The organism is Sanguibacter keddieii DSM 10542 (assembly GCF_000024925.1).
Classification (GTDB): domain Bacteria; phylum Actinomycetota; class Actinomycetes; order Actinomycetales; family Cellulomonadaceae; genus Sanguibacter; species Sanguibacter keddieii.
Genome location: NC_013521.1, coordinates 957,749 through 970,464 on the forward strand (window position 1 = coordinate 957,749; position 12,716 = coordinate 970,464).

Annotated in this window: 11 protein-coding genes; 5 read left to right on the plus strand and 6 right to left on the minus strand. The window is 72.4% G+C overall.

Features of this window, described 5'->3' with window-relative positions:
• The first annotated feature begins 51 nt into the window (after positions 1 to 51).
• The gene (locus tag SKED_RS04115; protein ID WP_012865864.1) at positions 52 to 1,530 is read left to right on the plus strand and encodes a sensor histidine kinase; all 1,479 of its coding nucleotides are present in this window, start codon (positions 52 to 54) and stop codon (positions 1,528 to 1,530) included.
• A 236-nt stretch (positions 1,531 to 1,766) separates the two neighbouring features.
• Here the strand turns inward: SKED_RS04115 and SKED_RS04120 are convergent, their stop codons facing one another.
• Positions 1,767 to 2,015 carry a WhiB family transcriptional regulator gene (locus SKED_RS04120; protein WP_012865865.1) on the minus strand — a complete coding sequence of 83 codons (249 nt, stop codon included), beginning with the start codon at positions 2,013 to 2,015 and terminating at the stop codon, positions 1,767 to 1,769.
• A gap of 331 nt (positions 2,016 to 2,346) precedes the next feature.
• Between SKED_RS04120 and SKED_RS04125 the strand changes: the two genes are divergently transcribed.
• Positions 2,347 to 2,817 (plus strand): hypothetical protein, encoded by a 471-nt coding sequence (locus SKED_RS04125; protein WP_012865866.1) that lies wholly within the window; start codon positions 2,347 to 2,349, stop codon positions 2,815 to 2,817.
• A gap of 105 nt (positions 2,818 to 2,922) precedes the next feature.
• On the opposite strand, the gene SKED_RS04130 is transcribed toward SKED_RS04125, so the two are convergent.
• From SKED_RS04130 to SKED_RS04145, 4 genes are all read right to left on the minus strand, one after another.
• Positions 2,923 to 5,502 carry an ABC transporter permease gene (locus SKED_RS04130; protein WP_012865867.1) on the minus strand — a complete coding sequence of 860 codons (2,580 nt, stop codon included), beginning with the start codon at positions 5,500 to 5,502 and terminating at the stop codon, positions 2,923 to 2,925.
• Positions 5,502 to 6,326: an ABC transporter ATP-binding protein gene (locus SKED_RS04135; RefSeq protein ID WP_012865868.1), complete on the minus strand. Its 825-nt coding sequence runs from the start codon at positions 6,324 to 6,326 to the stop codon at positions 5,502 to 5,504. Before SKED_RS04135 ends, SKED_RS04130 begins: the two co-directional genes overlap by 1 nt.
• Before the next feature lie 220 nt (positions 6,327 to 6,546).
• Positions 6,547 to 7,257 (minus strand): response regulator, encoded by a 711-nt coding sequence (locus SKED_RS04140; protein ID WP_012865869.1) that lies wholly within the window; start codon positions 7,255 to 7,257, stop codon positions 6,547 to 6,549.
• On the minus strand, positions 7,254 to 8,516 hold the full coding sequence (locus SKED_RS04145) for a sensor histidine kinase (RefSeq protein WP_012865870.1): 1,263 nt from the start codon (positions 8,514 to 8,516) through the stop codon (positions 7,254 to 7,256). Before SKED_RS04145 ends, SKED_RS04140 begins: the two co-directional genes overlap by 4 nt.
• 240 nt (positions 8,517 to 8,756) lie before the next feature.
• Between SKED_RS04145 and SKED_RS04150 the strand changes: the two genes are divergently transcribed.
• Both SKED_RS04150 and SKED_RS04155 read left to right on the plus strand, forming a co-directional pair.
• Complete coding sequence (locus SKED_RS04150; protein ID WP_012865871.1) at positions 8,757 to 9,440, plus strand: response regulator transcription factor; 684 nt, start codon at positions 8,757 to 8,759, stop codon at positions 9,438 to 9,440.
• Positions 9,441 to 9,547: 107 nt separating this feature from the next.
• A complete protein-coding gene (locus SKED_RS04155) occupies positions 9,548 to 10,873 on the plus strand; it encodes an ATP-binding protein (protein ID WP_042437761.1) in 1,326 nt (441 codons plus the stop codon).
• 10 nt (positions 10,874 to 10,883) lie between these two features.
• Here the strand turns inward: SKED_RS04155 and SKED_RS04160 are convergent, their stop codons facing one another.
• Positions 10,884 to 11,426 carry a GtrA family protein gene (locus SKED_RS04160; RefSeq protein ID WP_012865873.1) on the minus strand — a complete coding sequence of 181 codons (543 nt, stop codon included), beginning with the start codon at positions 11,424 to 11,426 and terminating at the stop codon, positions 10,884 to 10,886.
• A 156-nt stretch (positions 11,427 to 11,582) separates the two neighbouring features.
• Here SKED_RS04160 and SKED_RS04165 point away from each other — a divergent pair, with 156 nt between their 5' ends.
• Complete coding sequence (locus tag SKED_RS04165) at positions 11,583 to 12,713, plus strand: 5-(carboxyamino)imidazole ribonucleotide synthase (RefSeq protein ID WP_245534604.1); 1,131 nt, start codon at positions 11,583 to 11,585, stop codon at positions 12,711 to 12,713.
• Positions 12,714 to 12,716 lie beyond the last annotated feature (3 nt).

Below are 12,716 nucleotides of genomic sequence, written 5' to 3' on the forward strand. Positions count from 1 at the left end.
CGCGGACAGCGCGCGTCGGCGCGGCCCGCGTAGGCTTCCCCTGTGTCGACCATGAGCAACCTCGTGTCCAAGTACAGCGCGCTCGACCCCGCGGACGCCGAGTGGCTGCACCTGCTGGTCGGGGACTGGCAGCTCATCTCCGACCTGGCCTTCGCCGACCTGGTGCTCTGGCTGCCGACGACCGACGGCGGCTTCGTCGCCGTGTCGCAGTGCCGGCCCAGCACCGGGGCGACCGTCCACCACGACGACATCGTCGGGTCCTTCGCCCCCGAGGGGCTGCTGCCGCAGCTCGAGCGGGCGCTCACCGAGGCGAGCACGCAGCGCTCGCGCGAGCCCCGCTGGTTCGGTACCTACGCCGTCCGCGAGGAGGTCGTCCCCGTGGTGCACGCGGGCCGGTCGATCGCCGTCGTCGCCCGCCAGACGAACCTGGGCAGCGGCCGGACGCCGAGCCGCCTCGAGCTCAACTACGTCGAGGCCGCCGACGACCTCATGAACATGGTGACCACGGGCGAGTTCCCGTCCCCCGACGGGGCGACCGGCCCGCGCCGGGGTGCGCCGCGCGTGGGCGACGGGCTCATCCGGCTGAACTCCGAGGGCGAGGTGCTCTACGCGAGCCCCAACGCCCTGAGCTGCTTCCACCGCCTCGGTGTCATCGGTGCGCTGGTCGGCGAGTCGCTCATCGAGGTGACCACCGAGCTGGTCGAGCACCAGGTGCCCGTCGACGAGTCCATGCCCCTGGTCCTCATGGGGCGTGCGCCGTGGCGGACGGAGATCGACTCGCACGGCGTGTGCCTGTCGGTGCGCTCCGTGCCGCTCACCGAGAACGGGCACCGCATCGGTGCCGTGCTCATGTGCCGCGACGTCTCAGAGCTCCGGCGGCGCGAGCGCGAGCTCATCACCAAGGACGCCACGATCCGCGAGATCCACCACCGCGTGAAGAACAACCTGCAGACCGTGGCCGCGCTGCTGCGCCTGCAGGCACGTCGCATGAAGCTCCCCGAGGCGAAGGAGGCGCTCGAGGAGGCCATGCGTCGCGTCGCGACGATCGCCCTGGTGCACGACTCGCTGTCGCAGACCCTCGACGAGGAGGTCGAGTTCGACGACATGGTCGGCCGGGCGCTACGGCTCACCGCGGACGTCGCGTCGGCCGACGTGAGCGTGCGGACGGTGCAGACGGGCTCCTTCGGGATGGTCCCGGCGCAGGACGCCACGGCGCTCGCGCTGATCCTCACCGAGCTGGTGACCAACGCCGTCGAGCACGGCCTGTCGTCGACCGGTGGTGGCACGGTCGAGGTCAAGGCGCAGCGCGACGGCGCCGACCTCACGGTCACGGTGGCCGACGACGGCATCGGGATGGGCGAGGGGCGCGACAAGGGCTCCTCGGGGGGCCTCGGCACGCAGATCATCAACACCCTGGTGACCAACGAGCTCCAGGGCACGATCGACTGGTCGCCGCGCGAGGGCGGCGGCACCCTCGTGACCGTGGCCGTGGTGCTGCGCGGCGTCACGAACCACGACCCCTCGGCCTGACGGGTACCAGCCGTCCTTCTCCCCGAGGTCGCACACCCTGCCTCGAGGTCGTACCGACACGCCAGATCGGCGCTCTCACGGGGCGTTGTCGGCGTGTCGGTACGACCTCGGCGGCGACGGTACGACCTGGCGGAGGCGGAGGCGAAGGCGGCGACGGTACAGACGGCACGAGGCCCGGACCCCTCAGGGGGTCCGGGCCTCGTGCTCAGCGTGTGGTGCGCCTGCGCAGCGTGTGGTCAGCTGGCGCGGCGGGCGCGGGCGGTGCGGCGCTTGAGGGCGCGGCGCTCGTCCTCGGAGAGGCCGCCCCAGACGCCGGCGTCCTGGCCGGACTCGATGGCCCACTTGAGGCAGGTGTCCACGACGGGGCACCGACGGCAGACGGCCTTCGCCTCGTCGATCTGCAGGATCGCGGGACCGGTGTTGCCGATCGGGAAGAACAGCTCCGGGTCTTCGTCGAGACAGGAAGCGCGGTGACGCCAATCCATGGGTATCTCCTCAGGCAGGGGGGAGCCAGCCCCGGGGGAGGGCGGCTGCAAAGGGAGGGGGGTGTGACTGCTGGTAACCAGTTCACACCTCAACCACCCCCGGCACAAGGGTTACCAGGAGGTTTCTATTGTGTGACGACTGAGGCCTTGGTCACATTTTTGGTCAACCACGCTCCCCGAGTGGGTTATAAGCACGCCGCACGGCGCAGGTCAAGGGTGATTCTGTGCCGTTTCACGACGATCGGTCGGCTCTGCGTGCTGTGACGTCCGATCCAGGACCTAGGACATGGTCGAGAGCATCGCGGTCGATCCGCTATCGTCTGGATCACTTATGACTTCCTCCGGTCTCACCCCGCCGCCCGAGCCCGCTCCCGAACCGCGCGGAGCGGTCCGCCGCTGGCTCGCGATCCGCCGCCACCCGGCCGTGTGGTGCACCGCGGCGCTGCTGGCGCTCGAAGGCCTCGTCCTCGTGGTGGTCGCCGTGGTCGGTGCGACCGACCTGCTGCCCGGGCGCGAGCGGGTGCTCGGTGTCGCGATCGCGCTGACGCTCTCCGCCGCGGGCGGCGCGTGGCTGCTGCTCGCCAGCGCCTACGGCGTCACCCTCGGTCGCGCGTGGGTCCGAGGGCCGGTCATCACCGTCCAGGTCCTCGCCGCCCTCGTCGGCGTGAACTTCGTCCAGGGTGGGGAGACCGCACTGGGTGCAGCGCTCGTCGTGGTGCCCGTGCTCGTGCTCGTCGGCCTGCTGTCAGGCCCCGTCTCCCGGTTCACCGGACGCCGCACGTACTCGCTCGACCAGGACTGAACCCGCTCCACCAGGACCGGCGAGCTCTCCCGCAGATGCCAGAGGCCGCACGATCCCCTCGGGGAACGCGCGGCCTCTGCTGTGCTCCCGGTGCCGACGGCCCGGTCAGTCGACGGCGAGCGCCTCGACCGGTGACGTCCGGGCTGCCGTGCGGCCGGGGACCACCGAGGCGAGCAGGCCCGCTGCGACTGAGACGACGAGCACGAGCACCAGCGGGACGACGGGCACCGAGAGGGACACGTCGGCGAAGCCGCCGAGGACGACGAGCGCGCCGACCCACCCGTAGACGGCCCCGAGCACGATGCCGAGCACGGCGCCGACCCCGGCGATGAGGGAGCCCTCGACGGCGAGGGTGAGCCTCAGCTGTCGCTTGCTGAGCCCGATGGCGCGGAGCGTCGCGGACTCGCGGCGACGCTCGAGGACGGAGAGCGAGAGCGTGTTCGCGACCCCGATGAGCGCGATGACCACCGCGATGGCGAGGAGCCCGACGACCACGGCGAGCATGGTGTCGATCGCCTGCTGCATCGTGGCTCGCTCGACAGCCGCACCGGTGACGGACACGGCGTCCGACGACAGGGCGTCCCGGACCATGTTCACGGTGGTGCTGGCGTCGTCGAGGTCGGCGACCTGGATCCACGCGCTCGTGGGCAGCACGTCCCCGACGATGCCGGACACGGCGGTCGCGTCGACGACGGCCCGCGTGGTCTTGAGGTCGGCGACGACCACGTCGAGCGTCACGGACCCGCCCGGTCCGGTGAAGGTCAGCGTCCTGTCGTCGCCGACCATGTAGTCGGCGTAGAACGGCGACACCACCACGTGCGTGGCGTCGAGGCCGTCGAGGATCGAGGGGTCGCGCAGGGCGGCCTGGGCGGAGGCCTTCGTGACGACGGAGACGGGCTCCTGCGTCGCGACGCTGCCCGTGCTCCCGGCGACGTCGAGCATGACGTCGGAGACGGGCGCGACGGCGGCGACCCCGTCGACCGTCGCGAGCTCGCTGAGGACGGCCGGTGTGAGCGACCCCTCGGGGCTCGACCCGTCGGCCTCGACCGCCCCGGTCTCGACCATGACGTCGACGTTGTACGAGGAGTCGAGGGTCGAGGCGAGGGAGGCTCGGGCAGACGCCGCGCCGACCGACATCATGGCCACGAGGGTGACGCCGATGAGGAGTGCGCTGCTGGTGGCCGCGGTGCGGCGCGGGTTGCGGGTGATGTTCGCCCCGGCGAGCCGGGCGCTCGGGCCGGCGGATCCGAGGAGCCGGCCGACGAGCCCGATGACGCGTGGGAGCCAGAACACGGCTCCGACGAGGATCCCGACGAAGGACACGGCACCTCCGAAGACCCCGGCGGCGACGGCTTCCTCCACCCGGCCTGTGGTCGCCGTGAGGTAGACACCGAGGACCATGAACAGGGCACCGCCGACGGCGAGGAGGAGCGAGAAGGCGAGGCGTACCTTGCCGGCCGAGGCGCCGAGGGTCGGCGCGTCGGCCGGACGCATGGCCTCGAGCGGCGCGACGCGGGTCGCCGCCCGGGCGGGGACGAGGCTCGCCACGACGGTGACGAGAGTGCCGACGACGAGCGGCCAGAGGATCGCGCCGAGGGAGAAGGTGATGCGTCCGGGGATCGGGAAGTCGAGGTCGGTCCGGGCGAGCACCATGATGGTCAGCTGGACGAAGGCCGACCCGAGCACGATGCCGACCAGGGACGAGACGAGCCCGAGGGTGGCTGCCTCGAGCACGACGGACCCGCGCAGCTGGGCCTTCTTGGCACCCACGCAGCGGAGCAGGGCGAGGGTGCGCGTGCGCTGGGCCACGAGCACCTGGAAGGTGTTGGAGATGACGAGCGCCGCGACGACCATCGCGATCGCCGCGAAGGCGAGGATCACCACGGTGAAGACCTGCTGCCCGCCGGTCGCGGAGTTCACGGACGCTGCTGCGGCCTCGTCCTTGGTGACCACCTCGGTGCTGTCCAGGTCGACGATCCCGGCGATGCGGTCTCGGGCCGTCTCGAGGTCGGTGCCGGGCGTGAGAGCGACGGCCACCTGCGGGTACACCGGGTTGGTGCCGTAGGAGTGCCGCTCGGTGAACAGGCCCTCCGCGACGACGGCGGCGCCGCCCTGCGCGGCGTAGGCCTTATAGGGGTCGTCGACGATGCCGGTCACCGTGAGGGGGGTCCGGACACCGACCGGGTCGGAGACGCTCTCGCCCGTGGACGGGTAGGAGACCTCGTCGACGCTGTCGCCCACGGACACGCCGAGGAGGCGGGCGGTGCCCTCGGGGAGGGCGATCTCGCTGTCGGAGGTGGGCAGGGCGCCCTCGGCGACCGTGAGCGGCTGGAGGTCAGGGGAGGTCCCGACGGCGATGCTCGCCTGGTAGAGGCTGCTGCCACCGGCGGTGAGCTCGAGATAGGCGGCGGCGACAGGGTCTGCGGCGGCGACGCCGTCGGCCTGACGGATCTGGTCGAGCTGCTGCGACGTGATCGTGCTCGAGCCGAAGTAGGCGCCGTCGCTGCGCACGACGAGGTCGGAGGACCCGTACTGCGCGGCGACCGAGTCGTAGGTCGCGCGCGTGAGCACGTCCGAGGCGAGCAGCGTGGCGGCCACGAAGGCGGTGCCGATCGCGATCGCGATCCCGGCAGCCGTGAGCCGCCCGATGCTGCGACGCATCTGGGCGAAGGTGAGGGAGAACATCAGGAGGCCACCTGCCGGGTGGCGCCCGTGTCGGCGGTCGACTCGAAGGTGCGCAGCGCGTCGAGGCCCGCGAGGACGGACTCGGGGGTGGGGTTGGCGATGTCGCCGGCGATCGCACCGTCGGCGATGAGCACCACGCGGTCGGCGTAGGCGGCCGCGGCGGGGTCGTGCGTCACCATGATGATGGTGCGGCCGAGCTCGCGGACCGAGCGCCGCAGGAAGCTCAGCACCTCGGCGCCCGAGCGCGAGTCGAGGTTCCCGGTGGGCTCGTCGGCGAACACCACCTCGGGGCGGGCGATGAGCGCGCGGGCGATCGCGACGCGCTGCTGCTGCCCGCCGGACAGCTCGGAGGGGCGGTGCGTGAGCCGGTCCTGGATCCCGAGGGTCTGGGCGAGCGTGCCCAGCCATCCCTTGACCTCGGCGGTCACCGGGGAGCCGGCGAGGGTCAGCGGCAGCAGGATGTTCTGCTCGGCCGTGAACATCGGCAGCAGGTTGAAGGACTGGAAGACGAAGCCGACCCTGTCGCGGCGCAGCGCGGTGAGGTGGTCGTCGTCGAGGCTCGTCACCTCGGTCGACCCGAGGAACGCCTGACCGGAGGACGCGGAGTCGAGGCCAGCCAGCAGGTGCATGAGCGTCGACTTGCCCGAGCCCGACGGGCCCATGATCGCGGTGAACTGCCCCTGCGCGAAGTCGACGTCGACCCCGTCGAGCGCGTGCACGGTCCCTGCGCCCTTGCCGTAGAGCTTGGTGAGGCTGCGAGCGCGGACGGCGGGCTGGGCGGGGGTGCCCGGTGCGGCGGGCGGCTGGTGTGCGGACGTGTCCACGGGGAGTCTCCAGGTGGCGGGGGGACGGTGGCCGTCGGGGGCGCCAGCGCTCCGGGGGACCGGGCCGCGCTGCGTTGGGGGAACCTGCCCCCGACGTGATCACCACGCTATCGACGGAGGTGCAGGTGGGGCGTCGGGCTGGGGGCGGGTCTTGCCGGCACCCGGGGTCATCCCGCAGGCGGACCCGGCGGGCGCTCGCGGCCACCGGGCGGGGGAGGGGTCACTCCCCGGGGCGCACCAGGCCGGTCTCGTACGCGGTCACCACGGCCTGGACGCGGTCGCGGGCGCCGAGCTTGGACAGGATGCGGCCCACGTGGGTCTTGATGGTCGCCTCGGCGACGAACAGGTCGGAGGCGATCTCCTGGTTGGCGCGCCCCCGCGCCATGAGCACGAGGACCTCGCGCTCGCGCTCGGTGAGCGAGTCGACGGCCGAGGCCTGACCGGAGTCGACGAGCTGCTCCTCGGGGAGGGTCGTGACGAGCCGGTCGAGCAGGCGCCGCGTGGTCGACGGCGCGATGACCGCGTCGCCCGAGTGGACGGTGCGGATCGCGGCGAGCATCTCCTCGGGCGGGGCGTCCTTGAGCAGGAACCCGCTCGCGCCCGACCGGATGGCCTCGAGGGCGTACTCGTCGAGGTCGAAGGTGGTGAGCACGATGATGCGAGGTGCCTCGTCGCCGCGGGCCTCCCACAGGGCGGTGAGCTGGGCGGTCGCGACGAGGCCGTCCATGGTCGGCATGCGCACGTCCATGAGCACGACGTCGACGGGGTGGTCGGTGAGCAGACGCACCGCCTGGGCACCGTCGCCGGCCTCGACGACCACCTCGAGGTCCGGCTGGGAGTCGATGACCATGCGGAAGCCCGCCCGGAGCAGCTGCTGGTCGTCGACGATCGCGACGCGGATGTGCGGGGCGGCGTCGAGGGTGTCGGTCATGCGTCGGTGCTCCTCGGGGAGGGTTCGGGCAGCGGGAGGTCAAGCATCACACGGAAGCCGCCGCCCGGGCGTGGCCCGGAGGTGACGGTCCCGCCGAACATGGCGGCGCGCTCGCGCATGCCGAGGAGACCCTGGCCGGCGCCGTCGCTGTCGGCCGAGGCGCCTCGGCCGTCGTCATCGATCTCGACCTTGACGCCGCGTCGCTCCCAGGTCACCACGACGGTGACCGAAGGGTCGGGGCCGGCGTGCTTGAGGATGTTGGTGAGCGCCTCCTGGCAGATCCGGTACAGCGTGAGGCCGGTGCCGGGCGGGAGGGTGCGGGCGGTGCCCATGCGGACCAGCGAGACGCGCATGCCGGACGCGCGGACCTGCTCGACGAGGGCGGTGATGTCCCCGGCGGCGGGCTGCGGGGTCCGCTCGGCCGCGCCGCCGTCGCCGCGGGCGTCGTCCGGGTCGTCGCGGAGCACGCCGAGCAGGCGGCGCATGTCGGCCAGGGCGGCGCGCCCGGTCTCGCTGATGGTGCCGAGCGTGCGGGAGGCTGCCTCGGGGTCGTGGCTCGCGGCATAGCGGCCGCCGTCGGCCTGCGCGATCATCACGGACAGGGAGTGCGCGACGATGTCGTGCATCTCGCGGGCGATGCGCGAGCGCTCGGCGGCCGTGGCGATGCGGGCCTGCTGGTCGCGCTCGACCTCGAGGCGCTCGGTGCGGTCGCGCAGCGCCGTGTAGGTCTCGCGCCGCGCGCGCCGCACGAGGCCGAAGGCCCAGGTGGCGATGAACATCAGCCCGATGAAGACCATCGAGAAGACGGTCGCGTAGACGACGTTCCCCGGGCCGCTCGCGAGCCCGAGCATCGCGCCGAGCAGCCCGCAGCCGACCAGACCGGTGCCGATCGCGGCGAGGTGCGCCCACCGGGGCCCGTAGACGGCGATCGAGAACACCGCGACGAGGATGAAGAGGTTGGCCGGGAGCAGGATCGGGATGCCGGACAGCATCTGCACCAGGGTCGCCGTGTAGACGAGGACGACGGAGAGCACCGGGCGTGTGCGCCTGACGGCGAGGGGAGCGACCGTCGCCACGGCGAAGAGCGCGAGGACCGGTCGCGTGGCGGTCGGGCCGTAGCCGAGGCCGAAGTCGACGTAGCCGCTCGTCATCGACATCGCCATGGGGACGACCACGAGCAGCGCGAGCAGCGTCCCGACGACGTCGACCTGCGCGCGGCGCTCCTCGGCCCAGCGGCCGATCCTGTCGTACCAGTTCATGACGGACAGCCTAGGAGCGCGGCGGCCGGGTCGGCGTCAGCCCGTGGGCGGAGCCGCACCCCCGGGCGCGCCCGCCCCGGGGTTGACCCCGCCGGAGGGGACGCGCCGACGTGCCACCTGACCTGCGAGATGTCCGGATCCTGCAGGCGGCCCGTGCCGAGAGGGCGCTGTGACGCACTCGGGCTCGGCGCGCGCGGACTTCATCACCCGCGAGGTCGTTCCATGACCTAGCATGGGCGAATGACCCACGTACTTCTGGCAGAGGACGACCCGGCGATTGCCGAACCTTTGGCGCGCGCGCTCTCTCGTGAGGGCTACAACGTGGTTGTGCAAGGAACAGGTCAAGGCGCGATCGACAACGCATCTGTCGCCGACCTGGTCGTGCTCGACCTCGGGCTCCCGGACATGGACGGTCTCGAGGTCGCCCGTGCGATCCGTGGCCTCGGCCTGACCACCCCCGTCCTCGTGCTCACCGCGCGTGCCGACGAGGTCGACCTCGTCGTCGGCCTCGACGCCGGTGCCGACGACTACGTCACCAAGCCCTTCCGGCTCGCCGAGCTGCTCGCCCGCGTGCGGGCGCTGCTGCGTCGCACGCACGGCGACCCGACCGAGGCCGAGGAGCTCCACGCGCAGGACGTCAAGGTCGACGTCGCGGCGCACCGGGCCTTCCAGGGCGAGCGCGAGCTCCACCTCACCACCAAGGAGTTCGAGCTCCTGCGCGTCCTGGTCCAGGGCGCGGGCACCGTCGTGGTCCGCGACGCCCTCATGCGCGAGGTCTGGGGCTCTGAGCCGATCGGCTCGACCAAGACCCTCGACATGCACGTCTCGTGGTTGCGCCGCAAGCTCGGCGACGACGCGAACTCCCCGCGGTACATCACGACCGTCCGCGGTCTCGGCTTCCGTTTCGAGAACGGCGAGGGCTGAGCCCCCTGCCGGTTGACGGCCCGCCGTCATGTGTGACGCGGGTCGCCAGCGCGCCAGGTGCACACCGTGCACCTCGCGCGCTGCGCACCCCATGAGCGAGGACTGACATGCGACGTCGAGTACTGATGGCCACGGTGTCCGCCGTGGCCGTCGCCGTCATCCTGCTGGGGCTGCCCCTCGCCCTCATCGGGGCGACGCTCGTGCGCGACAACGAGATCCGCTCGCTCCAGTCACGCACCTCCGAGCTCGGCCGCTCCATCGAGAACCGCCTGGCCCGCGACGAGCAGATCACCCCCGACCTCCTCGAGAGGTACGTGGGAGGCGACGACGGGAACCTCCAGGGCTACGTCCAGGTGTTCGGCGTCGGCGACAAGATCACCGCCGGCGACCCCATCGAGGGGCGCACCGAGTCGCGGCCCATCCGCACGCAGTCCAACTGGATCGTGCAGATCGAGGTGTCGACGTGGTCGCTCTACCTGCGCAGCGCGCAGGTGGTCGTGCTCGTGGTCGCCGCGGCGGTGGTCGCCTTCGGGGCGGGCATCGTCATGGCCGTGTGGCAGGCCAACCGGCTCTCCGCGCCCCTCGTGTACCTCGCCGCCTCCGCCGAGCAGCTCGGGTCGGGGCAGGTCAGACCCCGGATCGAGCCCTCCGGCGTCGAGGAGATCGACCTCGTCGCCGCGGAGCTCGGGCGCAGCTCGGACCGCATGGCCGGTCGGCTCGCGGCCGAGCGGCAGTTCGCCTCGGACGCCTCGCACCAGCTGCGCACGCCCCTCACGGCGCTGTCCATGCGCCTCGAGGAGATCGCGATGGCGGCCCCGGACAACGCCGAGGTGCAGGAGGAGGCGCGGATCTCGCTCGAGCAGGTCGAGCGCCTGGTCCGCGTGGTCGACGACCTCCTCTCCCGCTCGCGCACCTCGGGAGGGACCACCGAGGCCGTGCACCTCGTCGAGGTGCTGCAGCAGCAGGAGGAGGAGTGGGGGCCGACCTTCGAGCAGAACGGCCGCTCCCTCGTCATCGACGTCTCCGACGAGATCCACGTCCTCGCGACCCCCGGTGCGCTCGCCCAGGTGCTCGCGACGCTCATCGAGAACTCGCTCAAGCACGGCGGCGGGACCACCACGGTCCGCGCCAAGCAGTCCGGCCCGAGCAAGGCCATGGTCATCACGGTGACCGACGAGGGCGCCGGGGTCCCGGACGACCTCGCGCCGCGGATCTTCGAGCGCGAGGTCACCTCGGGCAAGGGCACCGGGCTCGGCCTGGCGCTGGCCCGCGACCTCGCCGCGGCCGACGGTGGCCGCCTCGAGCTCACGCAGCGCCAGCCGCCCATCTTCTCGGTGTTCCTCGCGGGCGTGCCCCGCACCATGAACCCCGACGTGGTCATCCCGCGCGGCGTGGCGATCTCCAGCAGCTCGAAGCGCCGCCGGTCCTGGTAGCAGGAGCCGGTCAGGCGTCCTTGGGTGCCGCGGTGAAGACGAAGGTCCTGTAGGCCAGGTACCGGAACACCATGCCGAGGACGAGCCCCACGCCGTTGGCCGAGATGTTGTCGGCCAGCGGCGTGCGCAGGTCGAGGATGTAGTGGGAGAACCACAGGCAACCGAGCGCGATGGCCATGCCGCCGATGTTGACGACCACGAAGCCGAGGAACTCGCGCAGGTGGGTCTCGGTGCGGCGGTCCGCGAAAGTCCAGTACCGGTTGCCGAGCCACGCGACGATGGTCGCGACCGCGACCGAGACCACCTTGGCGGTGAGCGGCTTGTCGTCGAGCAGCCCGCCGGGGCCGAAGCGCAGCAGGTTGAACAGACCCGTGTCGACCACGAAGGCGACGCCCCCGACAGTCCCGAACCGCAGCAGCTCGCTGACCCGGGCCACGAGCGCGGCGCGACGTGCTGCGAGCCCTCGCCGGGGGGCGGGGCCGGGGTCTTCCGTGCCCTGTGAGCTGCCCGGGGAGGTGGTCGCCGTGGCGGCCGGGCGGACGTCCGATGTCATTGCGGCAGATTACCCCGGATGCCTGCGGTCCACCTGGGCGCGGAGGCACCTGTCCACCGGTGCACGGTGCGCGACGACGGCACCGGGGGGTCGACTAAGATCGCTCCCGTGGCAGCTCCGGTGATCTCAGTGGTTGGTGGCGGGCAGCTTGCCCGGATGATGGCTCCTGCGGCGGCAGAGCTCGGTGTGCACCTGCGGGTGCTCGTCGAGGACCCCGCCTCGAGCGCGGCCCAGGTGGTGGTCGACGCCCCCGTCGGCGTCGCCTCCGACGAGGAGGCCCTGCGGGCGCTGGTCGTCGGCGCAGACGTCCTCACCTTCGAGCACGAGCACGTGCCCAACGAGCTGCTCCGTGAGCTCGTCGCCTCCGGCACGCCCGTGCACCCTGGCCCGGACGCCCTGGTCCAGGCCCAGGACAAGATCGTCATGCGCCGCAGGATCGCCGAGCTCGGCGCGCCCTGCCCGCGCTGGCTCGAGCTCCCGCGCGAGGAGAGCGACGCGCGCGTCGCCCTCGACGGCTTCATCGCGGACGGCGGTGGCGGCGACGTGGTCGTCAAGACCTCTCGCGGCGGCTACGACGGCAAGGGCGTGCGGGTCGTCGGCTCGGCCGACGCCGTCTCCGACTGGTTCGCCGCCGTCACCGCGGGCGGACCGACCCTGCTCGTCGAGGAGAAGGTGCCCTTCACCCGCGAGCTCGCGGTGCTCGTGGCGCGTCGCCCGAGCGGCGAGGCGCGCACGTGGCCCGTCGTCGAGTCCGTCCAGCGCGACGGCGTCTGCTCCGAGGTGGTGGCCCCCGCCCCCGACCTCACGACCGACGAGGCCGACCGTGCCCGCGCGGTCGCGCTGAGCATCGCCGAGGGCCTCGGCGTCACCGGCGTGCTCGCCGTCGAGATGTTCGAGGTGCGCACCAGCCCCGACGCCGAGCCGACGCTCGTGGTCAACGAGCTCGCGATGCGCCCGCACAACTCCGGCCACTGGACCATCGACGGCGCCGTCACCAGCCAGTTCGAGCAGCACCTGCGGGCCGTGCTCGACCTGCCGCTCGGCGACACCTCCGCGGTCGCACCGTGGACGGTCATGGCGAACGTGCTCGGCAGCGCGCTCGACGACGTCACCGACGCCCTCCCTGCGGTGCTCGCGGCCTTCCCGGACGCCCGCGTGAACCTCTACGGCAAGCAGGTGCGCCCCGGGCGCAAGCTCGGTCACGTCAACGTGAGCGGCAGCGACCTCGACGAGGTCCGTCGTCGCGCGGTCGCCGCCGCCGCCATGCTGCGCGGCGATCAGCCGTGACCT

Excerpts from the sequence above, each read along its gene's own strand:
- SKED_RS04115 (WP_012865864.1), top strand. The coding sequence starts at position 52 with ATGAGCAACCTCGTGTCCAAGTACAGCGCGCTCGACCCCGCGGACGCC.
- SKED_RS04120 (WP_012865865.1), bottom strand. The coding sequence starts at position 2,015 with ATGGATTGGCGTCACCGCGCTTCCTGTCTCGACGAAGACCCGGAGCTG.
- SKED_RS04125 (WP_012865866.1), top strand. The coding sequence starts at position 2,347 with ATGACTTCCTCCGGTCTCACCCCGCCGCCCGAGCCCGCTCCCGAACCG.
- SKED_RS04130 (WP_012865867.1), bottom strand. The coding sequence starts at position 5,502 with ATGTTCTCCCTCACCTTCGCCCAGATGCGTCGCAGCATCGGGCGGCTC.
- SKED_RS04140 (WP_012865869.1), bottom strand. The coding sequence starts at position 7,257 with ATGACCGACACCCTCGACGCCGCCCCGCACATCCGCGTCGCGATCGTC.
- SKED_RS04145 (WP_012865870.1), bottom strand. The coding sequence starts at position 8,516 with ATGAACTGGTACGACAGGATCGGCCGCTGGGCCGAGGAGCGCCGCGCG.
- SKED_RS04150 (WP_012865871.1), top strand. The coding sequence starts at position 8,757 with ATGACCCACGTACTTCTGGCAGAGGACGACCCGGCGATTGCCGAACCT.
- SKED_RS04155 (WP_042437761.1), top strand. The coding sequence starts at position 9,548 with ATGCGACGTCGAGTACTGATGGCCACGGTGTCCGCCGTGGCCGTCGCC.
- SKED_RS04160 (WP_012865873.1), bottom strand. The coding sequence starts at position 11,426 with ATGACATCGGACGTCCGCCCGGCCGCCACGGCGACCACCTCCCCGGGC.
- SKED_RS04165 (WP_245534604.1), top strand. The coding sequence starts at position 11,583 with ATGATGGCTCCTGCGGCGGCAGAGCTCGGTGTGCACCTGCGGGTGCTC.